The organism is Clostridiales bacterium (genome assembly GCA_015243575.1).
Taxonomy (GTDB): domain Bacteria; phylum Bacillota; class Clostridia; order Peptostreptococcales; family Anaerovoracaceae; genus Anoxybacterium; species Anoxybacterium hadale.
Window position 1 is genome coordinate 3,786,078 of record CP042469.1, and the last position, 23,057, is coordinate 3,809,134.

16 protein-coding genes are annotated in these 23,057 nt (G+C 45.2%); 8 read left to right on the forward strand and 8 right to left on the reverse strand.

Features of this window, described 5'->3' with window-relative positions; all coding sequences use genetic code 11:
* Nucleotides 1–26: 26 nt before the first annotated feature.
* On the forward strand, nt 27–1,181 hold the full coding sequence (locus FRZ06_16630) for a glycoside hydrolase family 5 protein (protein QOX64856.1): 1,155 nt from the start codon (nt 27–29) through the stop codon (nt 1,179–1,181).
* Here FRZ06_16630 and FRZ06_16635 read toward each other — a convergent pair.
* The 4 genes from FRZ06_16635 to FRZ06_16650 all read right to left on the reverse strand — a co-directional run bounded on the left by FRZ06_16635 (nt 1,178) and on the right by FRZ06_16650 (nt 7,686).
* Nucleotides 1,178–3,022 (reverse strand): hypothetical protein, encoded by a 1,845-nt coding sequence (locus FRZ06_16635; protein ID QOX64857.1) that lies wholly within the window; start codon nt 3,020–3,022, stop codon nt 1,178–1,180. The two genes, FRZ06_16630 and FRZ06_16635, sit on opposite strands and share 4 nt — an antisense overlap.
* Before the next feature lie 103 nt (nt 3,023–3,125).
* On the reverse strand, nt 3,126–5,540 hold the full coding sequence (locus FRZ06_16640) for a glycosyltransferase (GenBank protein QOX64858.1): 2,415 nt from the start codon (nt 5,538–5,540) through the stop codon (nt 3,126–3,128).
* A gap of 125 nt (nt 5,541–5,665) precedes the next feature.
* Nucleotides 5,666–6,760, reverse strand: coding sequence for a glycosyltransferase (locus tag FRZ06_16645; GenBank protein QOX64859.1), 1,095 nt, complete (start codon nt 6,758–6,760; stop codon nt 5,666–5,668).
* A gap of 272 nt (nt 6,761–7,032) precedes the next feature.
* Nucleotides 7,033–7,686, reverse strand: coding sequence for a phosphatase PAP2 family protein (locus FRZ06_16650; GenBank protein ID QOX64860.1), 654 nt, complete (start codon nt 7,684–7,686; stop codon nt 7,033–7,035).
* A 194-nt stretch (nt 7,687–7,880) separates the two neighbouring features.
* Between FRZ06_16650 and FRZ06_16655 the strand changes: the two genes are divergently transcribed.
* From FRZ06_16655 to adhE, 3 genes are all read left to right on the forward strand, one after another.
* Nucleotides 7,881–8,633: a 1-acyl-sn-glycerol-3-phosphate acyltransferase gene (locus tag FRZ06_16655; GenBank protein ID QOX64861.1), complete on the forward strand. Its 753-nt coding sequence runs from the start codon at nt 7,881–7,883 to the stop codon at nt 8,631–8,633.
* Nucleotides 8,634–8,727: 94 nt separating this feature from the next.
* Nucleotides 8,728–9,663 carry a LysR family transcriptional regulator gene (locus tag FRZ06_16660; GenBank protein QOX64862.1) on the forward strand — a complete coding sequence of 312 codons (936 nt, stop codon included), beginning with the start codon at nt 8,728–8,730 and terminating at the stop codon, nt 9,661–9,663.
* 481 nt (nt 9,664–10,144) lie between these two features.
* Nucleotides 10,145–12,784 (forward strand): bifunctional acetaldehyde-CoA/alcohol dehydrogenase, encoded by a 2,640-nt coding sequence (gene adhE / locus FRZ06_16665; protein ID QOX64863.1) that lies wholly within the window; start codon nt 10,145–10,147, stop codon nt 12,782–12,784.
* A gap of 138 nt (nt 12,785–12,922) precedes the next feature.
* Here adhE and FRZ06_16670 read toward each other — a convergent pair whose 3' ends face one another.
* Nucleotides 12,923–13,534 (reverse strand): shikimate kinase, encoded by a 612-nt coding sequence (locus FRZ06_16670; protein ID QOX64864.1) that lies wholly within the window; start codon nt 13,532–13,534, stop codon nt 12,923–12,925.
* A gap of 249 nt (nt 13,535–13,783) precedes the next feature.
* Between FRZ06_16670 and nagA the strand changes: the two genes are divergently transcribed.
* A complete protein-coding gene (nagA, locus tag FRZ06_16675) occupies nt 13,784–14,905 on the forward strand; it encodes an N-acetylglucosamine-6-phosphate deacetylase (protein QOX64865.1) in 1,122 nt (373 codons plus the stop codon).
* Here nagA and galE read toward each other — a convergent pair.
* Nucleotides 14,881–15,906 (reverse strand): UDP-glucose 4-epimerase GalE, encoded by a 1,026-nt coding sequence (galE, locus tag FRZ06_16680; protein QOX64866.1) that lies wholly within the window; start codon nt 15,904–15,906, stop codon nt 14,881–14,883. The genes nagA and galE overlap by 25 nt on opposite strands.
* A gap of 339 nt (nt 15,907–16,245) precedes the next feature.
* On the opposite strand from galE, the gene FRZ06_16685 reads away from it, so the two are divergent.
* Nucleotides 16,246–17,163, forward strand: a complete 918-nt coding sequence (locus FRZ06_16685; GenBank protein QOX64867.1) for a nucleotidyltransferase — start codon at nt 16,246–16,248, stop codon at nt 17,161–17,163.
* 156 nt (nt 17,164–17,319) lie between these two features.
* Here the strand turns inward: FRZ06_16685 and map are convergent, their stop codons facing one another.
* Complete coding sequence (gene map / locus FRZ06_16690; protein ID QOX64868.1) at nt 17,320–18,063, reverse strand: type I methionyl aminopeptidase; 744 nt, start codon at nt 18,061–18,063, stop codon at nt 17,320–17,322.
* A 314-nt stretch (nt 18,064–18,377) separates the two neighbouring features.
* On the opposite strand from map, the gene FRZ06_16695 reads away from it, so the two are divergent.
* Complete coding sequence (locus FRZ06_16695) at nt 18,378–20,984, forward strand: PAS domain S-box protein (GenBank protein QOX64869.1); 2,607 nt, start codon at nt 18,378–18,380, stop codon at nt 20,982–20,984.
* A 94-nt stretch (nt 20,985–21,078) separates the two neighbouring features.
* A complete protein-coding gene (locus FRZ06_16700; protein QOX64870.1) occupies nt 21,079–22,029 on the forward strand; it encodes an ROK family protein in 951 nt (316 codons plus the stop codon).
* A gap of 236 nt (nt 22,030–22,265) precedes the next feature.
* Here FRZ06_16700 and FRZ06_16705 read toward each other — a convergent pair whose 3' ends face one another.
* On the reverse strand, nt 22,266–23,027 hold the full coding sequence (locus tag FRZ06_16705; protein QOX64871.1) for an SDR family oxidoreductase: 762 nt from the start codon (nt 23,025–23,027) through the stop codon (nt 22,266–22,268).
* Nucleotides 23,028–23,057: the final 30 nt, after the last annotated feature.

The window sequence follows — 23,057 nt, forward strand, 5'->3', positions numbered from 1 at the left end:
GAAATCATTGATCTGGAGAAATTGTTATGATGATAAGTGAGACAGGAGTTTCAACCGCAAAGGGAAACAGAAAAGGAAACCCGATCGAGATGGTTTCTTCAAAGGGTCATCCCGGGAATAAGCGGCGGGGGCTCCTTTTTTTGCTTCTTCCGCTGGCGATTGCGGGGCTGTATGGAGGATATTACATTTACAACCTCATGTTTCAGGATGTACGCTTTGCCTCTCAGCTTGATCCAGGGTTCAATCTTGGAAACACCCTTGATGCCCACGGTCTGAATGACAGGCTGGCAGCACCGGAGAAGTACGAAACCTATTGGGGTAATCCTGATACAACAAAAGAGATGATTGATTCCATAAAACAGGCAGGGTTTCAAACGCTGCGAGTCCCTGTCACATGGTATGAGCATATGGACGAGAATTATGTGATTGATCCTGCCTGGATGGATCGGGTGCAGCAGGTTGTGGATTACGGTATCGCAAACGAAATGTACGTCATCTTGAACGCCCATCATGATTCATGGTATACACCTACCGCGGCAAATGAAGAAAAAGCGGAAGCGATCACGAGGAAGCTTTGGCAGCAGATTGCAGAGCGCTTTCAGAATTATGATGAGAAACTTCTTTTTGAAAGCATGAATGAACCAAGACTCATCGGCACGGCAGAGGAATGGTATGCAGGAACCCCGGAGGCAAGGAAGATTGTGAACCGGCTCAATGCTGTTTTTGCAGAGACAGTGCGATCCACCGGAGGGCAGAATCAGAATCGCTACTTGTTGTTGCCTACCTACTGCGCCAGTACCCTTCCGGAAGCCTTATCTGATTTTCAGATGCCAAAGGGTGAGCGATTCATCATATCGGTGCACCTTTACCGGCCTTACGAGTTTACCCTCGCAGAAAATCAAACGAAGAACTGGATGGCAAAGAAAGAACAGACGGAAGAAATTGATCAGGCGTTCCGTGATCTGAAACGAATCTTCCACAGGCGAGGCGTTCCCGTCATCATCGGTGAGTACGGAGCCCTTGATAAAAACAATGAAGCCTCCCGTGCAGCCTGGGTCAAGTATGTCAGAGAGCTCGCTGGAGAGCAGGAGATTCCCTGCATCTGGTGGGACGATTCCGTCTTCAACCGAAAGGAACTAAAGTGGAATTATCCCGAGCTGGTGAAAGCACTGGTTTCCTAGAAGAACGTATCCGTTACAGGATAAACCCCCGTCACATCGTCCGTCTTACCGTACCCTTTCATAAAAGCAGCGATATTATCGTCGCTTTCAAGAATTACAAAATAATCATATTTCTTAAGCTGATTCCGGAAGGCATCCGGATCAAATTCATAAATAGCGTCCACATTGGGTGCGTATAAAAAATATCTTGCGGCATACTGGAGATAAAAGTTGGTCACCTGACTGTCGGTATCGGAGGCATAGAATAAATATTTTTTCCCATCCTCCTCCGACCAGTGATCCCCTACCATATGGTATACTTTCCCCGGCAGAGACTCCGAATAGGAAAGCTTCATGCTGGTCATTCCATTGACCTCAGAGAGCAGAATGATGATCGCAGCTGCGGCGAGAATTACCGTTCCCGTCTCATAAGCATTTTTTGAAAGGCGGCTTTTAAAGGCCATGGCATTTCGCTTTGCTCCTTGCTGTACATGCAGCGTATTTTCTGCATCATGTACCCCAAAAATGGCAAGGGTTCCAATGAGAAAGATGACAATACTGGAGGCATACCGTTCAAACCCCGCCAGAATTAAAGCTTCCTCAGTGGGCATGGTAAAGATGAACATGGCAAGAATCCCGGCATAATAGAGAACAATGGCCATATCTACCCAGAATAACACTTTTAAAAGTGCCCAGGTTCTTTTATAAATCAGCCATGCAGCGGACCAGGCAGCCAGAGCGAATAGCTGGAACAAAACAATCCCCCGTGTGGAAAGACTGTCCAGCGTAAAGACCGCATTCAAAAAATTCTGCATGATTTCTGCCCGGATCTCAGGTGTTTTCTCCGAAGAGACCTCATTGAAATTGTCGACACTCATGGTATGTTTGGTGTTTTCCCCCTTGAATGCAGTCTCGGTATGGTAGCTCCAAGCAAAGAAGGTTGACAAGGAAACCGCGATGGTGAGAACGGCGATGAGCAAAGCGACCGCTTTATGCTCCCGCCTTCGATACTTCTTGTTTTGAAAGGCGAGGCACAGAAGATATACATAGCAGATTGCAGCGAAAAACAAGCCGCTGTTCTTGACAATCACCAGCAACGCCAGTACGGGGGCGCTGATGATACAGGCGCGCTTGAAATCCTGTCGATAAATGAAGAGAGTGCTGACCACGGAAAGCGCCAGCAGGGGCAATATAAAATCCACCAGCAGATTATTGATACGGATGGAAATATTATAAAAGGTCATGGCGGAGCAGCAGAGCGCCATGATGGAACAGAGCAGAAACCGTTTGCTATCCCGAATGACGCCGAACATGGCGTAAAAGCAAGCGAAGATCAGCATCGCCTGACCAACAAGCATAACCCCCTGAGAATTTCCCGCTGCCCGGCAGACATAATAAAGGAATACGGAGCTTCCCAGAGGATAGGTTTTAAAGTCAACCAGTGCGGAAGCTGCTGTGGGAAACTCATTGGTCATGAGCATGTACTTCACAATGAGTCCCCAGTGAGAGAAATTATCATAGTGAATATACTGGGTGTTGATCAAAGAAGTGAATATCATGCCAAAACCAATGCAATAGACGATATTCAGCATATTCAGTGCTTTCAGGTTAATCAGAATTCTAAGCCTTCCTGTGAGAAGAAAAAAGAGAAAGAGCCCCAGGCCGCCCACAAAGACACCGCTGAATGCATAGAAAAGAACACCGGCAAGACCTGCAAAATAGAGGATGCAAGTGATGATGGAAAATGTAAAGATCCAGCTGAGTTTTGTGTGGATGGAAAGAACCTGCCGGAATAACATGATATAACCCAGGCAGGAAATCAGCAGGATCAGAAAACGCAAAACTGTCATGATCAGTTCCATTTTAGTAGCTCTCCTTTTTTATTGCCTTCTATTAGTGCCTTTTTATTGATCAGATTGAAATGATTGATATGGCTCATCATTAATATGAAATAGGAAGCCTTCGCTAGAGATTTTGGACTTCCTCTGCCTCCGCAGCCTTCGCCTGCAGCTCATTCTGCCGCTCCATGCTCCATCCAGTTAAAATGCGCTTAAACTCCTGACTGTAAATCAATTCCTGCCAGTTTACCACGCGCATCAGTACACCCTCTCGGATGCTGTCCATGTCATTTTTAACAGGTGCAAGAACCAATTGTAAATCCGGCCCCAGCGTACAGGTATACCGCGTTTCTTTCGCGCTGGTATCACCGCTTTCTTGTCCATGCTTGTCTCTCTTTTCTCGAATGCCGCCACTCTGCTTTTCTCGTGTGCGCTTCAATTTATTCCCCTTTTCGTGAGAGCCCCATGCAGAAAGGTCCTTTGCCATCGCAAACCGGTAATTAAAATCCACCAGCACGCAGTGACTTCCGTCGTCAAAACGGATGGGTTTGTACAGATCAATCCTGGGAAGGGCCCGCAGGTCTGACCGCTGCTTTTCCATTCGTATGCTCATGTTGTTGGTAAGATCATCAAAGGCGGTAATCCAAACGTTCATCTTTGTGGGCAGGGAGTGCATCCTGTCATAAATGAGCTGCATGTACTGCCTTTTATTTTCCCCATCGAGGGATTTGATGGTTACCCCGTAGTACCACTTATTACCCGCCTGTTTGACGTAGATTACCACTCCGTCGAAAATTGCACGGTACTGGTTGTTATAAACATGAAAGCGAATGGTCTGATCAGGAGGAATGTATTCTGGACGGTTTAGCGAAAAGGCCAGACCTCCTTCAGATATATTTACGGTATGTGCGTCAATGGTTCTGTCCTCATAGAATATTTGCATTGGCAGCGTCGCATCAAAACGTTCACTCTTGCGGTAGATTCTCCTGCCAAGCATGAAGAAAACAGCGTAAGCAAGGTTGATTACGTTGTAGATGAGCCAGAAAATAATGATACTGCTATAAATCAGTGCAAGGCCGTACTTTCCGCTGGTAAACCGAATCAGTGCTGCCGCGGAAAGGCCAAGCATGATCAAATGGGGGATCGCATAGTGGAACGTAAATTCCTTCTCCCGCTCCTCGCTGCCTTTTCTGGTAACCTGAAACTTCATCTGCTTCATTCCCAGATCTTCCAAAATCACCGGTAAAACCAGATAGGGAGCCAAGATGGTATCGATGATCTGGCACCATCTTTGATTTCTGGTATCACTGGAAAGACTTCGCATGGCCAGACTGTAAAACAGATGAGAAGGCGCCCAGAACGCCAGGAGATCCCAAAAGCCGCAGACCGCAATTCGAAGGTCAAACAGTGCAAACAGGATGGGCGACATGGTAAAAATAATACGCCTTGCAAAGGACCACCAGTAGGAGTAACTGACCATGTAGCTGATGCGTGCGGAGATAGAGAGTCCTTTGTTGAAGGGAACCTTACAGTTTTTGATACTCTGTATGACGCCTCTCGCCCACCGGACACGCTGTGAAATCATGGTCTTGATCGAAGTAGGGGTCAGGCCGCTGGCCAAAACCTCTGTGGTGGCATAGGTTGTATATCCCAGGCTCTGAATTTTTATGCCGGTTTCGAAATCCTCGGTGATGGTATCGGTAGGAAACCCGCCGATTTCTTCCAGTGCGCTTCTGGCCAGCACGGTGTTGGAACCAGTGTAAGCCGGAGCATTGGAACTGTTGCGCATGACGTTGACTTCCTTTGTAAAGAAGTCCTGCTCATTGGGAATATTCCGCTCGGCAAACAGATTGTACTGAAATAAATCAGGGTTGTAAAAGCTCTGCGGAGTCTGGATAAATCCAATCCTGTAGCGCTTGTCTATTTCATCTCGTTCCCGTTCAGTCCACCTGCCATCAGGCGTCTTTTTTAATCGGGGAAGGAAGAAATAAGGGACAGATTTCATGAGAAAGCTGCTTCTGGGAATCATATCTGCGTCAAAGGTGACCACCAGGGGAGAACTCGTCTGAGACAGCGCATTGTTCAGGTTACCTGATTTTGCATGTTTATTGTCTGCAAGGGGAAGGTAGCCTACGCCCAGCTCTTTTGCCAGTGCCGCAACTTCTTTTCGGTTCCCGTCATCGCAAAGGTAGATGTGGACCTTGCTCTTATCCGGATACTCCATAAACGTACAGGCATTGGCAGTATTATATAAGAGGTCTGTTGGTTCATTATGGGTCGCAATAAATACGTCTACATGGGGAAACCAGCTCTTTGGAATCACCGGAAGCTCCACTTCGAATTCTCTGTTTTTACGCCAAAAAAGTTCAAAGGAGCCAAGAGCAGCAACAATCTCACTGCTTAGAAGCAAAATCCCCATAATCAATGCGATCACGCCTTCGTGTATGGGAAGGGTAAAGATCAGACGCCATAGCAAATAGACGCACATTGATACGGTTGAACAAATAAAAATTACAGTTTGCAGCTTCTTTTTCTCAAACACTTTCCAGCACCTCAATATCTGTTTTTGTTCTGCCGGGGTTAGCAGTAATTCTGCCGGGGTTAGCAGTAATTCTGCCGGGGGTTAGCCGTAATTATTTCCCAGGCATGCTTCCCTTGAAACCAGGGCTATTTGCTTTTGAATACCCATTTGCGCTGGATATAAAAGCTTAAAAAGAACAGGAGCGTATCCACAAGAATCTTAATCATTGTTTCTCCGGCGCCCGGAATAAGGGAAAAGATCTCAGTGACCAGAAGGGCAGAAGCCGCCATCTGGGACACTGCAAGCACGTAGTATCTGGCTGCAGAGCCCGCTTTTACCCGTGCTTTGAATACGAGGGTCTTATTTGCAATATAGTTGAACAACGAAGAGCAGCCTCGGGAGATCACGGTAGCGATGAAAATATAGTGACCCGGCAAGGAGCCTTTCAGGAGCATTACCAAAAGGGTAAATACTGCCACATCCAAAAGAAAAGAGGACACTGCAGAAATCAGGTACCTTATAAATACGGTGTATATCTTCAGGGAATCAAAAACAGGGTGGAAATGGGAACCCTTGTTGCCCTCCAGATAAATGGTCTTTATGGGAACCTCGTAAATGGGGATGCGATTTTCGCCGCATGCCAGCAGTACATTCATTTCATACTCATATCGTTCTCCCGCAACTGATGTAAGGAGCTTTAAATAGGACGTGGGTATCGCACGAAGCCCCGTCTGCGTATCGCCCACATTGATTCCCCTTGTCAGGCAAAGAACCTTTTTTGTCAGTTTGTTTCCAAAGCGGCTTTTCAAAGGGACCTCACGACTGTCAAACTGTCTGCATCCGAGGATGAGATGTCCCGGATTTTCCGCCAGTTTTACCATGCATGCCAAAACATCCTCTGCTGCATGCTGCCCATCTCCATCGACTGTAACAACACCCGTAACATCAGGCAAATTGTCCAGAACATAAAGAAACGCATTCTTCAGCGCTCTTCCCTTGCCTTGATTCACCTTGTTCGTGAGAACAATACAGGAAAAATCCGTCTGTGCCTTTTGAAAAATATCTGAGTAAGCAGCTCCGCTTCCGTCATCCACCAAGATAATGCTGAGCATCTGGGAAGTCATGCTTCGCAGACGTTCCAGCAGCTCAAGCAGCCGTTCATTGGGATGAAGAGAGGGAATTATGATGAGTATTTTATCTAAGTTATTTGTAGCGCTCATAGCGTCATAGCTTTCTGCCATTCAATTGAACCTCTTATGCAATCAGTATTTCAATAGTTTGTCCTATTCCGCGGCAAATATTGACTTCTGATTAATATACCCTTTTGAGAGGTGACTTAATAATTCCAGTGCAAATAATTCGACCGATTTCGACACCAAAAAGGATGATATGGTTCAATATTATATAGGAAGGAAAGAATGGAGACAACCCGAAAGAAAAGAAAATAAAACAGTAAAAAATGAGAGAAAATGGACGAAAAGCCTTATTTATTAAGCACGCCTGCCCACCGTCGTTAATGGCGAGGATCCTTTTGAAAGAAATCCATTACTGAGATGAGGATCATGAGAAGGCATAAACCCAAAGCCCAGCCGCCTAACACGTCGGTGGGATAGTGGACGCCAAGATAGATTCGGCTGAAGCCGATGAGAAAGATCAGGCAGCCTAAAAGGGCTGTAATCCAATTGGAAGTAACTCTGTTTTTTAGTTTTCGTCTGCATAAAAAGATGATCATGCCGAAGAAAACAAAGTTGGTGAAGGAGTGACCGCTGGGGAAGCTGAATCCACCTTGCTGGATGAGATGAAGGGATACATCCGGGCGGATCCGTTGAAACATGAGCTTCAGCGTATCTTGAATCAAAGTGCAGATCACCGCTGTAATAGCGGCGGGAAAACCGAAAGAAAACCGCAGGCGGGAGATGGCAAGCAGAACACAGCAGATCAGCGTTACCGACTGCCAGTTCCCCGTATAGGTAATCACCTTTAAAATAATCGTAAGCGTATCATTTCGAAGGTTATAAATTTCCTGACGAATGACCGTATCAAAAGCCAAAACCTCTCTGGAGGAAATGAAATATGCGATGACAGAGAATAGAAGAAATCCGGCTGCTGCCATCGTTGCTCTGCTTCTGCTGATAAATTTTTTGTGATTGGCTTTTTTTTGCATCACTTAATTCCCTTCGAATTGTAAATAATACTGGTTTTATGATACAATAAATACAAAATACTTGAAGCAAAATCTACGATTTTGTACGAAGTCATTTATTGTATTGGTATGAAGTGAACCGGGGTCGGCTTGCACTTATGATACCATAACTACCGGAATATTATAACAGAAAGAATCAATCTTCAAAGGAGAAGAACATGGGAAAAATTTATCGGATCTATAAAAATATATGCTTTGCGTTTTGGATGTATTTCAATCTGAGACATCTGAGACCCTTTCATTTTAAAATCAAAAATCATAGAGATGCTGGGGACGATGTAAAAGAACGGGAGCAAATCCTGAATTCCACGACGACCTGGGGAAAAGGCATCATGAAAAAGTATAAGATTGAGCTAAATGTATCGGGGCTAGAGAATATTCCAGACGGACCGGTTGTTTTTGTTTCAAACCATCAGGGCTATGCGGATATTCCCGTTTACGGCGCAGTGATCAACATGAAGCAGATCGGCTTTGTCGCTAAGAACTCCCTTGGAAAAATACCAGTATTCGGGGAATGGATCAGAGATATTCGCAGTGTCTTCATCGAGCGTGACGATCCCAGAGCTTCCCTGAAAACCATAGAAGAGGGGATTGGGCTGTTGAATCGCGGCTTTTCTCTCGTCATATTTCCTGAGGGGACCAGAAGCAAGGGCTCTCACATGGGTGAGTTTAAAAAAGGAAGCCTTCGCCTTGCCACAAAACCAGGCATCCCTGTTGTACCTGTTACGCTGAATGGTACGTACCATGTCTTCGAGGAAAAGGGGCACGTCCAATCGGGAGCAAAGGTTGATTTCTTCATTCACCCTGCCATCGAAACAAAGGAGCTTTCCAAGCAGGAGGCAAACAATCTGGCGGAAAAGGTCGAAGAAATTATCAAAGCAAAATTAGAAGAGCTTAACGAGAAGAAATAGCTTGAAAAAGATAAGACTGAAACGATAAGCAGAAAGAACCCCGCAGGAAAAACTACTCAGGTAGAAAAAAGGTGCCTATGAAGGAGGCAATCGTATGAATTTCACAGATTTAAAATATGTGATTGAAATCGATAATTATGGATCCATTTCCCTTGCCGCAAAAAAAATGTACGTAGCCCAGTCTAATCTAAGCAGAGCGGTGAAGGAGCTGGAAAAGGAATTCGATATCACCATTTTTGAGAGAACTTCAAAGGGTGTCGAGACGACACGAGAAGGACAGCGCTTCCTGAATCATGCAAAAGAAATTCAGTATCAGATGGATAGTCTCAAAAGTACGTACCTGGATCTGAACGATCGTGGGATCAGTCTGAAAATCTCCGTACCAAGGGCCAGCTATATCTCAGAAGTCTTTGCAGAATATGCGAGCTCCCTCAGTCAGGAGGATAATCTGCGCATTTACTATCATGAGACAAATTCAATGGAGACCATTCGAAATGTGCTTGATTTTCATTATGACATTGGTATCATCCGGTACAATTCTATGCATGAGGGGTATTTTCTCTCCTTATTAAAGTTAAAAAATCTGCAGTATCGGATGGTTTTAGAATTTGATTATCTGTTGCTGACCTCGGCGAAAAGTACGATCTCTGACAAGCATATTCGGTCTGATGATGATTTGAATGGCTGCATAGAAGTTCTCCTGGGAGATCAGAGGCTTCCCTCGGGAGACTTTGTGGATTTGTCCGATAATGACAGAGAGGAGCGGCATCAGAAAAAGGTGATTTATGTCTATGAAAGAGGGAGCCAATATGAGCTTCTGTCAACAGTTCCCGACTCCTACATGTGGGTTTCCCCCGTGCCGCAGCAGATTCTTGATAAGTATGGTCTGGTTCAGAAACGGTGTGGTGCTTTTGCAAAATACATCAAGGATGTGATGATTTTTCGAGAGAATCACGTGCAGAAAAAGTGTGAGAAGGACTTTCTGGACCTTTTGCGAGAGCGGATTCGGGAATACGGCTGTTATTTTTAGGAGCATCATAATCGGTTAAGTGTTGGGTGACAATCAAAAGAATGCCTTGCGGTTTCGATAACGAGACCGCTTTTTTCATTTAATAGGAAATAACATTTCCTATTAAATGAAATGGGGAGTGCAGAGGGGTCACCACTCAGAATTTTTATCGCTTCTTTATCTAGTAGAGTGGTGTCTATTGCTTGCTTAAGTCATGGCGTTAAAATTATAACGATATCCATATCAAAAATGATATATCCTATGCACAAAAGGCGTATAGGGTGTATTATTTGTTTTTTGTAGAGAAAAAAATTGAAACATGATAGGATGAACACAATTTAAACAGAACTTTTGTAGGTTTCTATCCGAAGATCATAAGGCCATCTGTTTTTCGCATGGGTCATAGTGATAGAAGCTGGCGAGAAATCCAACCCGATCATATCTAAAGTGGTATGCTCAAAGAAGTTTTGAATCGAGTTTCGAACGAAATGGAGGATTTTAAATGGCAGAGAAAAAAAAGACGGAAGAGCTTCCAGTAAGACCGGAAGTTGTGAACAGCACTGAATCGTTAAAGCTGAGGCTTGAAGAGGTAAAGGAAGCGCAGCGAAAGTTTGCCTCTTACAGTCAGGAGCAGGTGGATAAGATTTTTCTGGCTGCGGCAACTGCAGCCACCAGAAACAGGATTTCGCTGGCGAAACTGGCGGTAGAAGAAACGAAGATGGGGGTTGTGGAGGATAAGGTAATCAAAAATCATTTTGCCTCCGAGTACATCTATAATACGTATAAGGATGTAAAAACCTGCGGTATCCTGGAGGAAGACACGTCTTTCGGGATTAAGAGGATCATCGAACCCGTCGGTGTTATCGCAGCCGTTATTCCAACGACAAACCCGACATCAACAGCGATCTTCAAAGCACTTATTTCGTTAAAAACCCGAAATGGGATTATCTTTTCTCCCCATCCAGGTGCAAGAAGGTGTACCATTGCAGCCGCTAAAGTTGTGCTTGATGCAGCAGTGGAAGCGGGGGCGCCCAGCGGTATCATAGCCTGGATCGATGAGCCATCCATTGAGATGTCCGTTGAGGTCATGAAGGAAGCAGATATGGTTTTGGCCACCGGCGGCCCCGGCATGGTAAAATCCGCCTATTCCTCCGGCAATCCTGCAGTGGGTGTAGGCAACGGCAATACGCCGGCTTTAATTGATGATTCCGCGAATATTCTCATGGCAGTGAATTCTATTATCCATTCCAAAACCTTTGATAATGGAACCATTTGCGCTTCAGAGCAATCGGTTGTCATCACCGAAAAAGTTTACAACCAGTGTAAAAAAGAATTTGAGCTGCGCGGTTGTTACATTCTCAATGATAAGGAAAAGGATCTGGTTCGAAAGATCATTTTGAACGCTGCGGGAAATATTAATGCTCAGATCGTAGGAAAAAGTCCCTATCAGATTGCTAAGCTTGCAGGGTTTGAATGCCCTAAGGATGCGAAAATGCTGATCGGAGAGGTTTCCGAGCTTGATGTAACCATTGAACCCTTTGCCCATGAAAAACTCTCTCCAATTCTTGCAATGTACAAGAGCAAGGACTTTGAAGAAGGACTGAAAATTGCAGAGCGGCTTGTGATTGACGGAGGAATCGGCCATACTGCCGTCCTGTACGTAGATCCTGAAAAAGCAATTGAAAAGATCAAAGTTTTTGAAGATACCATGAGAACCTGCCGTATTCTGATCAACACTCCTTCATCCCAAGGCGGCATCGGAGATATCTATAACTTCAGACTTCTTCCTTCCCTCACCCTTGGGTGCGGTTCCTGGGCAGGGAATTCAGTTTCGGAAAATGTAGGGGTTAAAGAGCTTCTGAATATTAAAACCGTGGCTGAAAGGAGAGAAAATATGCTTTGGCTTAGACTTCCGGAGAAAATTTATTTCAAGAAGGGTTGTACGCCAGTTGCCCTGAAAGAACTCAAGGAGGTTTACAATAATAAGAAGGCATTTATTGTAACGGATACCTTTCTGTATAAAAATGGATATACAAAAGCTATCACAGACCAATTGGACAGCATGGGAATCGTTCATCATACCTTCTTTGACGTATCACCCGACCCGACTCTTGCCTGTGCGAAAGCAGGTGCTGCTGCGCTTTCTGCCTTTGCTCCTGACGTCATCATCGCAGTGGGCGGCGGATCAGCAATGGATGCTGCAAAGATTATGTGGATTATGTATGAGCATCCAGAGGCAGATTTCAATGACTTGGCCATGCGGTTCATGGATATTCGAAAGAGGGTTTATACGTTTCCAAAGATGGGGGTCAAAGCGATTATGGTTTGCATTGCAACCTCTTCCGGCACAGGTTCGGAGGTTACTCCCTTTGCAATCATAACGGATGAAAAGACAAATACGAAATACTCTATTGCAGATTACGCGCTGCTTCCCACCATGGCCATCAGCGATGCGGAAATGATGATGGAGCAGCCCAGAAGTCTGACCGCTTCCTCCGGCATCGACGCACTAACCCATGCCATAGAGGCGTATGCATCCATGCTGGCGACAGATTATACTGACGGATTGGCTTTAAAAGCTGCCAAACTGGTATTTGATTATCTGCCGAGGGCTTATAAATATGGACGAGATGATGTGGAGGCCCGTGAGAAAATGGCCAATGCTTCCACGATTGCAGGCATTGCCTTTGCCAATGCGTTCTTAGGAGTCTGCCACTCCATGGCCCACAAGTTGGGCGCGCATCATCATGTGCAGCATGGCGTCGCCAATGCCCTGCTAATCACGGAAGTAATGAAATATAATTCTGCGGAGGTTCCCACAAAAATGGGTACATTCCCGCAATATCAATATCCGCACACGTTGCAGCGATATGCGGAGATTGCCAACTACCTGGGCCTTTCCGGCAGCAATGACCAGGAAAAGCTAGATTGCCTGATTGCTAAGATTGAAGAATTAAAGGCTACTATTGGTATTGCAAAGTCCATTCGTGAGTACGGCATTGATGAGAAAGCATTTCTTGAAAAATTGGATGTGATGTGCGAAGAAGCCTTTGACGATCAGTGCACAGGGTCCAATCCCCGATATCCACTGATCAGCGAGATCAAGGAAATGTATCTATCAGCCTACTACGGAAAAAAATAGCAAGTCACAGTTCATAAGAATCCAGCTGGATGAAACCTGCCCACTTGCCATGAAGAATCCAGCTGGATGAAACTGCCCACTTTACTGAGCCAGAGGCCGGGAATTGCTTTTCATGAAAGCGCTCGGACTCTGGTTCTCTTATTTGATCAGATGAACAATCTCATCTGCAATCTCCTGCGGGGATTTGCCGTCTGTTTGTACGGTGATGGCTGCAGCTTCTCTGTAAAGGGCCTCTCTCTTTTGGTATAGGCTCAAAAACTTTTGAAGTCGCTCATTTTCATTCTGCACATCCATGAAGGCGAACGGTCGATTTTCGTCTCCGTTGACTCTTTGAAACAGTGTTTTCGGATCTGCCTCAAGAAAGATCGTACATTGTTGATTTAAGATCGTACGATTCAAATCATCCAAAATGACGCCGCCGCCGCAGGATACGATCAGGCCGCCTTCAATTTGGCCGAAGGCTTCATACTTACTGACCTTGTTTAAGACCTTTGCCTCTCCCGTCGCCTCTCCGGCCAGCAGATCCACTGCTCCAGTTACATGACAGAGTTTATCCAGCAGCTCGGACTCCTTATTGCGAAATTCATGCTCTCCATATTTCATAAAAATTTTTCGAATTGGCATACCTTCTGCACTTTCAATTTCCTGATCCATATCGATACAAGGAAAACCAGTTTTTTCACTTAAAATACTGGAAACGGTACTTTTTCCAGAACCCATATAGCCGATTAAAAATATTCGATTGTTCATCACTTTTTTTACACTCCCGTTTCTTGTTAAAGACTATTATATACGGCAGCCATTATAGAATACAACCGCATTTTTTTATGGAGGTATGGACGAAAACGAAAGGAAAGAATCTCTGACTTCTTTTACTCAAGTTTTTGCATAATATACAGAGGATTGATGGGTAACAGCGCGACGCCGTGGTATAATGAAATGAATAAAATATAACGATCAATAAAATAAATTGGTTATTAAGCAGGGGAGGAAACAAACGTGAAATTCAAAAACGCCATTATTTTAGGAGATGATTTTACCTTCCGCAAGGGAGGATTTACAGTAGAGAACGGGATTTTTGCCAGCTTTGAAGAGACCGAGTCCGGGATTGATTTGGAAGGCCGATATGTGATTCCAGGCTTGATTGATATTCATTTTCATGGAAACTCGGGGGAGGATTTTTCTGTAACAGATTTTGACGGGCTGACAAAGATTGCAGCCTCCCTTGCACGCAGAGGAATAACGTCCTTTGCACCTGCTTCCATGACTATGCCGGAGGCAGTTTTGGAGAAGGCTTACCGGAATGCTGCTGAATTCCATGCGAAACAGCCAGCCGGGATATCACGCCTTGCAGGTATCAATATGGAAGGACCCTATTTCTCCAAGGAGAAGAAAGGCGCACAAGCGGAAGAGTATTTGATGCTGCCGGATGTCCATATGGTAGAACGTTTGGATAAGGCCTCCGGCGGACTCTTAAAAATTGTCTGCATTGCACCGGAGCTTCCTGGTGCATTGGACTTCATTGAGAAAATAAGCAGCCGCTTTACCGTATCCCTTGCGCACACCAACGCTGACTATGAGATTGCAAAAATGGCCATCAATGCAGGAGCGCGGCAGCTGACCCATCTATTCAATGCGATGCCACCGCTATTGCACAGGCAGCCCGGGGTGATCGGTGCAGGGGCTGAAGCGCATCAAGTAATGGCAGAGCTGATCTGTGATGGTGCGCATGTCCATGAAAGTGCAGTCAGAGCCGCATTTGCAATGTTCTCGGCGGATCGAATCATTCTGATTAGTGATGCCCTTTCCTGCCTCGGCATGCCGGAAGGGATCTACGAGTCCGGCGGTCAGAAAATATTGATGAAAAACGGTGCAGCGGTATTGTCCGATGGAGTCACCTTTGCAGGGTCTACCACAGATCTATACAAGTGTATGCAAAAAGCGATTTCCTTTGGGATCCGAGCAGAGGATGCCATCAAGGCTGCTTCTGCAAATCCAGCGAAAGCAATCAGAGAAGAGGATCGTGTGGGAAGTATAGCTGTTGGAAAACAAGCTGACTTTGTTGTCTGTGATAAGAACTTCAACCTTCAAGAGTGCTATATCGACGGACTTCCGGTGTAGCCGCAGGGATTTTTTTTCTGCCAATTCCAGCTATCACGGCACATTTCCTCAAGGCTTCGGACTGCTTTCCAGGAGAGTTCTCTTTCTGCCCTGCTTGCATCCGCATAGCAGACGGCGATATCTCCGGAACGTCTGCCAGCTATTTCATAAGGGATCTTTATCCCCGAGGCGGTCTCAAAGGCTTTTACCATTTCCAGAACACTGTATCCAATGCCGGTTCCAAGATTGCAGATCAGAAGTCCGCATCCTGCATCAAGCTGCTTTAGTGCTGCAAGATGTCCGTCTGCCAGATCTACGACATGGATATAGTCCCTGACTCCAGTTCCGTCCTTGGTTGGATAATCATCTCCAAATACGCCGAGCTTTTCCAGCTTGCCCACGGCGACCTGTGTAATATAGGGCATCAGATTGTTCGGGATGCCGTTTGGGTTCTCTCCCAGCAAGCCGCTTTCGTGGGCGCCTATGGGGTTGAAATATCGAAGCAATGCAATGTTCCAGTGCTTGTCTGTTTTGTGGATATCCTTTAAGATGTTCTCTATCATGAGCTTCGTCATACCGTAGGGATTTGTGGCAGAGAGTGGAAAATCTTCCAAAATAGGAACAGAGCCCGGATTCCCGTAAACGGTAGCGGACGAACTGAATACCAGATTTCTCACGTGGTATCGTTCCATAATCTTGAGCAGTGTTACGGTAGAGTTTAAGTTATTATCATAATATTTCAGCGGCTGCTGCACAGACTCACCAACCGCTTTGAAGCCCGCAAAGTGAATCACTGCTTCAATCTGGTTTTCGCTGAAGATTCTATTCAGGACTTCCTCGTTGCGCAGATCTTCCTGATAAACGCGAAAATCTTTCCCGGTGAGAAGCTTTATCCTGCGCAGTGCTTCAGGATGACTGTTGCTCATGTTGTCAATCACTACAATTTTATAACCGCATTCAAGCAGGCGGACGCAGGTATGGCTGCCGATGTATCCGGCACCTCCGGTAACAAGTACTGTCATGTGTAGCCTCCTGTGTATCTGTTTCTTTTATTGAATATGCTGTGGGTTGCAGTATGCCGCTGGTTTCCCTGACATACAAATGTCTTCCCTTTTCTATCATACCAGATTTTAATTCTTCTTCAATCCTGTTTTGTCCATGGTACATTTAATGGTTGTAAAGAATTGGTGGCTGGTATAAAATTGGTAACAGGTGGAAACCTAAAAAACTGAGATTTTTCAATGCTCGCGTGTGAAAGGAGCATCCTGAAACACTACAGACATCTGAAAGATGAATTGGAAAAACGCTGATTATTTAGCGCTTCCCGAGTAAATGAGTAATAATGATGAGGTGAAAAAGATATGCAAGAACCAGTATTGATTGTCATGGCAGCCGGTATGGGCAGTAGATACGGAGGTCTGAAGCAGATGGATCCCGTTGGATCTGCAGGGGAATTGATCATTGATTTTTCTTTATATGACGCAGTGATGGCCGGATTTAAAAAAGTAATTTTCATTATCAAAAAAGAAATGGAAGAGGATTTCAGGGCATTGATTGATAATCGTGCGGGACGGTTTATTGAGGTAGAATATGCGTTCCAGGATATCAACGACCTGCCTCCCGGATATTCGGTGCCCGAAGGAAGGGTAAAACCTTGGGGAACCTGCCACGCAGTTCTGAGCTGCAAGGATAAAGTCAAAGGACCCTTTGCAGTAATCAATGCAGACGATTATTACGGCGCCGGAGCGTTCCACTCCATGTACGACTTCCTGGAAAAAGCCGAGGACGGGGAGCAGTACTGCTACAGCATGGTGGGATACCTGCTTGAGAATACACTGACGGAAAACGGTCATGTGGCCAGGGGTGTTTGCGAGACGACAGCAGACGGCTATCTGGCAGGCATCAAAGAACGTACAAAAATTATGTGGCGCGACGGAAAAATTCAATACACAGAAAATGATGAGGAATGGTTTACCGTTCCTGCGGGAACCACTGTATCCATGAACTTCTGGGGCTTTACACCTAGTATGATGAAAGAAATGGAGGCCCGTTTCCCTGCATTTTTAGACAAAGCTATAGCCGAGAATCCGTTAAAGGGGGAATACTTTCTGCCACTTGCGGTAGATCAGCTGACTTCTGAGAACAAGGCGAGGATTAAGGTGCTGGAATCCAGAGACAAATGGTATGGCGTCACCTATAAGGAAGACCGGGAATCGGTAGTAAATGCCCTGCAGTCTATGAAGGACAAAGGCCTGTACCCGGAAAAGCTCTGGGATTGACTGCGCAGAGAGACCATAACGGGAGAAAATAACTAAAAATAAGGCCGATCACAAGCGATAGAAAAATCGTTTATGGTCGGCCCTTAATTTGTAAAGATTCTATTACCTTACTTTTCAATTGATAAGGATTATAATGAATAAAGATATTTTACCAAGTTAAGCGGTAAGAATAATCGGCTCCCCATCGGTTACGATGATGGTATGCTCAAATTGAGCTACCAGACTGCCGTCAGGAGTTTTCAGTGTCCAGCCATCCTTGGCTTCCGTAACATATTCTGCTTTTGTCGAAAGAAAGGTCTCAACCGCAAGAACAAGTCCTGATCTCATCAGTCGTGCATCCCACTTACTATAATAATTCAGTATGTGAGCAGGATCCTCGTGGAGTCTTCTGCCGATCCCGTGCCCGCCCAGGTTTTTGATGACGGTAAAGCCATTGTTTTGGGCTTCCTCATAGATGGTCTTGCCGATGAGATTCAACCTGCAGCCAGCTCTCGCCCGTGAGATACTTTTCATCAAAGCAGCCTTAGAGCAGTCGCACAGTTTATTTTTCAGTGCGGCATCACGATCAAGAACAACGGTGGCGCCGGTATCGGCAAAGTAGCCATCCAGTTCTGCGGAAACATCCACATTGACCATATCACCAAATTTTAGCATCAAGGGGCCGGGAATTCCGTGGGCGGCCTGATCATTTACGCTGATGCAGGTAATTCCGGGGAAATTGTATTCTGATTTGGGGGCAGATGTAGCACCGAACTCCGAAAGAACTGCCCCTCCAATTTCATCCAGCTCTTTGGTTGTAATTCCAGGTTTGACAGCTTTGATCATTTCCTCTCTGGCTATGGAAACGATTTTTCCGATTTTCTCCAAAGCTTTTCTTTCTTTTTCCGAACTGACAGTCATCTTACTTCCTCTCTTTCTACCCTATCCTATCCCGCATTTTGGCAGGCATTGCTAAAATGGACAGTCTGCCGAATTTATTCTATTATAACGTATTATAGAAGTTCTGTTGCGAATTAATTCCTGCTGCATACTGTTTTTCCTGCTGAAATGGGCTGACACTTCTTAAAATACGCTACATTTTTGTTGAAGCATGAATGAATTGATTTGATCAGGGGTATATTTTAACCACTACTCTTTTAGGAAAAAATCAAACCACCACAGAGAAAAGAAGGAAATTGAAAAGGCATAATGAAAGATGCGGGAGGGTCAATACGATGAAAACAGAACGCTATAGTATGATATTGAAAAATTCTCCGATGGCGTTTGCCTACCACAAAATTGTTTTAGATTCCTATAGCGAACCATGTGATTATATCTTTCTTGAAGTAAATCCTGCTTTTGAGGAAATGACAGGGTTGATTGGAGAATCCATTTTAGGAAAAAGAGTTACTGAGGTCATCCCTGGAATCAGAAATGAAGCCTTTGACTTTGTAGGCACTTATGGAAAAATAGCGCTTGAGGGGGGCACTGCGGAATTCGAGCAGTATTCCACCGGTTTGAAACGATGGTATCGTATCCAGGTATACTCCCACGAAAAAAATTACTTCGCCGTAAATTTTCTTGATATTTCCAAGGAAAAGCAGCAGCTGGCCGAACGGGAGAGCTTAATGGAGCTGCTGAAGGAAAATGAGATGCAGTTTCATCGGCTGATTGATAATCTTCCTTTTTCCTTGATCATATCACATTTCGACGGCATGATCCTCTACATCAATGCAGCCGGAATGAAATTATTTGAAATGAGCGGAGAAGTAATCAACCGAAAAAGCACACTTCCATTTTGGATAGATATTAGGGACAGGCGTAATTTTCTGAGCGCAATTGAAGAACAGAAACAAATTCAGGATTTTGAAATGCATCTGAGGACTGACAAGGGGAATCAGTTCTGGGCCAGGGGAAGCGGTATGATGATCAAATATCATAATCAGCTTGCAATCCTTTCCACCCATCACGATATAACAGGACGCAAGGCAATGGAGACTGCTCTTAAAATTAGTGAGGAAAAGTTCCGACTGATCTTTGAGAACGCAGGAGAGAGCATTCTGATTGTACAGAATAACTGCATCCAAATTTTTAATCCCATGGTTCAAAGAATGACCGGGTATTCCGTTCAAGAACTCACGGAACGTTCCTTTATTGATTTTACCCATCCTGAAGACCGCAAACTTGCATTAAAGTCTTATCATGATAGACTCACCGGCAGAGCGGATTCAGAGCGATCCCAATATCGCATCGTTAGAAAGGATGGAGAAATCGTTTGGATTGAGACCCATGGCGTTAAAATTGATTGGAAAGGGCATCCTGCTATTCAGTATTTCATCATTGATATCACAGAGCAGAAAAAGGCACAAGACGCTTTAAGTGCCAGTGAAGAACAATATCGATTAATTACTGAGTTTGCTTCTGATATCATTTGGGTGTTTAATTACACAAACGATAAGTTCACTTATATCAGTCCGTCTGTATATCAACTTCTGGGTTATCAACCCGAAGAGGCAATGGAGCTCAAAATTTCTCAGATAATCCCCGAGGAATATCTGAAGCTGATAGAACACAGAACCACAGAGATCATCAAGGAATTTCTCGAAGGCGCCGGAAGCGGAAAAGCACATATCATGGAAGTCAAGAATATCCACAAGAACGGACAGCTGGTTTGGTTCGAATTATCCTCCAAATATCGATACAATCAGAAAAGCGAAATAGAGATCGTCGGAGTGAGCCGAAACATTGAAGAACGAAAAAAGGCAGAGAAAGAGGTTCTCTATCTGAGCTACCATGACCAGATGACCGGCCTATACAATCGGAGATTCTACGAAGAGGAGCTTCGCAGGATTGATCACATCAGAAATCTCCCGATCACGCTGGTTCTTGCAGATGTAAACGGACTGAAGCTTACCAACGATGCTTTTGGACATATTGCCGGGGACCAACTGCTGATCCGGACGGCAGAGGTTTTCACCAGGGAGTTTCGTCAGGGTGATCTGATTGCAAGGATCGGCGGAGACGAATTTGTTATTTTACTGCCCCGGACGGATGGGGAGGAGACAGACCGGATTATTGCAAGAATCAAAAAAGCGCTTGCAGCAGAACGTTGCGGAAATACGGTTTTGTCTGTATCCTTTGGCGCGGCCACAAAACAATCCATGGAGCAGGAAATGGAGAGCATCTTCATTGAAGCCGAAAATACCATGTATCGCCGTAAGCTAAATGAAAGCAACAGCATGAGGAATGAGACCATTAAAATCATCACCCATGCCTTGTACACAAAAAACCATACGGAAGAAGAACACAGCAGAAGAGTCGGAAGACTCTGCGGCAAAATTGCTGAGGCAATGGAGCTGAGCGAGGAAGCAATCAATGAAATCATAACAGCAGGGTTTCTCCACGATATCGGCAAAATCGGAATGGAAGAAAAACTGCTGCGCAAAGCAGAGCCGTTTTCACAAGAGGAATGGGCAGAATATAAACGTCACTCGGAAAAGGGCTATCAGATCTTGAAGGCCTCCAGTGAATTTGCCCAGGTTGCCCAGTATGTACTTTGCCACCACGAGCAGATGGACGGGCAGGGATACCCCAGAGGAATTGTCGGGGAGGACATCCCTATCCAGTCCAGAATTCTCAGGCTTGCCGATGCATACGATACCATGGTGCATCCAAGGGGATCTGCGGAGGCAATGACAAAGGAGGAAGTGACTAGAAGCATAAGAGAATCGGCAGGTACTGAGTTTGACGTCCAGATCGCAGAGCTGTTTCTTGAAAAGGTGCTGCCGGAAGAGGTTTCTCCCCATCATATTGACAGGATTACAGAAAATAAGATACAATGATCCTGACTTTTGAAAAGCAAGTTGTCATAAGTGTCACGGTTTGACAGGCGCTTGCTCCGAATGAAAAGACAAAAGATTGATAGGAGAGTAACAAATGTATCAGATCGGTTTTGATGTGGGCGGCACAAACTTAAAGGTTGGCGCTGTAAATGATGATAAGGTGATTGTTGCACGAAGAAATGTTGCGTTTCCAAAAGGCGAAACCTATCAGAATATCACTGCTCTTATGGCGGAGCAGGTAAGAGCGCTGGCTCAGGAATTAAACATATCAGCGAAGGATTTCAAATCGATTGGTGTAGCGACAGCAGGCTCCATCGATGCTGCAGGGGCAGTGATTCTTCATGCTCATAATCTTGGCTTTCATAATGTGCCAATGGTTGATGAAATGCACCGATATTTCCCCGATGTTCCCGTTTTTCTGGCCAACGATGCGGATGCCGCGGCTTTGGCAGAGCTTCATGCAGGAGCTTTCCGGGATAAGAAGACGGCAGTTCTGTTTACGCTGGGTACAGGAGTAGGCGGAGGGATCATCCTTGGAGGAAAAATGTTTAAAGGCGGCATGGGCAGAGGCAACGAGCTGGGACATATGGTTATTCAGGAAGGCGGTCCCATCTGTACCTGCGGGAACAAAGGCTGCATCGAGTCGCTTTGCACGGCAACCTGGCTGATTCAGCAGGGAAGAAGAGTCATCGTAGAGTATCCCATCAGCTTGATCCATGAAAAGGCCGAGGGTGATATGAATCTTGTAACAGCAAAGACCGTTATTGACAGTGCAAAGGAAGGGGATACCATCGCCAAGGACATCTTCAATACCTATGTGGGTCACCTAAGCTCTGCCATCGCATCCATCGCTGTCCTCCTTGATCCTGAGGTGGTGGCTCTTGGCGGCGGCGTAAGCCTTGCAGGGGATTTTCTCTTTGAATCTTTACGAGAGCGGGTAAAAGAAAAATCCTTCTTTAAAGTCTACCATGAAGTCGTTCCGGCACAGCTGGGAAATGATGCGGGAATCATTGGTGCGGCGATGCTGGCAAGAAACGAGGAATAGAGCAGTTCCGCTTCAAAATAAGAAATCAGTGAAAACGAGAAACCGAGCGGTATCGAATATATTATAGTGTTACGGATAATAAAAACAGCAAAACAATCTTTCGAAATGTTTTGCTGTTTTTATTTGGTTCTTTTTCTGTTTGTATTGGATGAAGAAGAGGAAATGGTACTGATTGTATCTTTGATACTGATGAATTCAGATACCCAATTCTTTATGACATCATTCTTGAAGTCATGTTATCTGGACAGATATCCGCCGTCAACAGGGATGATGGCCCCGTTTAAGTAATTGGAGGCTTCTGATGCAAGGAAAATTGCTACGCCTTTCATATCCTCAGGCGTACCCCAGCGCTTGGCTGGAATACGATTGAGTATCTCTGTATTCCTTGTTTCATCTGCAATGAGAGCCGTATTCATTTCTGTTGCCATATATCCTGGAGCGACTGCGTTTACGTTGATTCCTTTGGATGCCCACTCATTGGACAGCGCTTTTGTAAGCTGGGCTACGCCGCCTTTGCTTGCTGCGTATGCAGGAACTGTATATCCGCCGAAATAACTCAGCATGGAAGCGATATTAATGATCTTTCCTTGGCCTCCTTGCTTTATGTACTGCTGACCCGCCAGTTGACAAAGTAAAAATACGGAGTTCAAGTTGATATTGATCACTGCTTCCCAGTCTTCGATCGGAAATTCTTCACTAAAGTGGCGCTTTTGAATCCCCGCGGCGTTGATAATGATATCAAGCTGGCCGCCGAGGGCGTCTACTGCCAGAGCGAATCCTTTCTTAAGATCCTCCTTGTCGCCGAGGTCCGCGTTGACGGCATGGCACCGATACCCCTTTTGGCAGAAGGACTCAGCAACTTCTCCTGCTTTTTTTGATATGTCGATGATGCAAACTTCTACGCCTGCTTCCATCAAGCCCTCTGCCATTCCGTGTGCAAGACCCTGAGCCGCACCGGTAACGATTGCCTTTTTTCCTGCAATATTAAAAAAATCCATTGGTACTCCTTTCAGATTGACCCGCTTTTA

What these genes read in the sequence shown, in the direction of transcription:
- FRZ06_16645 (QOX64859.1), bottom strand. Translation starts at nt 6,760, where the DNA reads ATGGCAGAAAGCTATGACGCTATGAGCGCTACAAATAACTTAGATAAA.
- FRZ06_16700 (QOX64870.1), top strand. Translation starts at nt 21,079, where the DNA reads ATGTATCAGATCGGTTTTGATGTGGGCGGCACAAACTTAAAGGTTGGC.
- map (QOX64868.1), bottom strand. Translation starts at nt 18,063, where the DNA reads ATGACTGTCAGTTCGGAAAAAGAAAGAAAAGCTTTGGAGAAAATCGGA.
- FRZ06_16635 (QOX64857.1), bottom strand. Translation starts at nt 3,022, where the DNA reads ATGGAACTGATCATGACAGTTTTGCGTTTTCTGATCCTGCTGATTTCC.
- FRZ06_16695 (QOX64869.1), top strand. Translation starts at nt 18,378, where the DNA reads ATGAAAACAGAACGCTATAGTATGATATTGAAAAATTCTCCGATGGCG.
- galE (QOX64866.1), bottom strand. Translation starts at nt 15,906, where the DNA reads ATGACAGTACTTGTTACCGGAGGTGCCGGATACATCGGCAGCCATACC.
- FRZ06_16660 (QOX64862.1), top strand. Translation starts at nt 8,728, where the DNA reads ATGAATTTCACAGATTTAAAATATGTGATTGAAATCGATAATTATGGA.
- FRZ06_16630 (QOX64856.1), top strand. Translation starts at nt 27, where the DNA reads ATGATGATAAGTGAGACAGGAGTTTCAACCGCAAAGGGAAACAGAAAA.
- FRZ06_16705 (QOX64871.1), bottom strand. Translation starts at nt 23,027, where the DNA reads ATGGATTTTTTTAATATTGCAGGAAAAAAGGCAATCGTTACCGGTGCG.
- FRZ06_16655 (QOX64861.1), top strand. Translation starts at nt 7,881, where the DNA reads ATGGGAAAAATTTATCGGATCTATAAAAATATATGCTTTGCGTTTTGG.
- FRZ06_16670 (QOX64864.1), bottom strand. Translation starts at nt 13,534, where the DNA reads ATGAACAATCGAATATTTTTAATCGGCTATATGGGTTCTGGAAAAAGT.
- FRZ06_16685 (QOX64867.1), top strand. Translation starts at nt 16,246, where the DNA reads ATGCAAGAACCAGTATTGATTGTCATGGCAGCCGGTATGGGCAGTAGA.
- adhE (QOX64863.1), top strand. Translation starts at nt 10,145, where the DNA reads ATGGCAGAGAAAAAAAAGACGGAAGAGCTTCCAGTAAGACCGGAAGTT.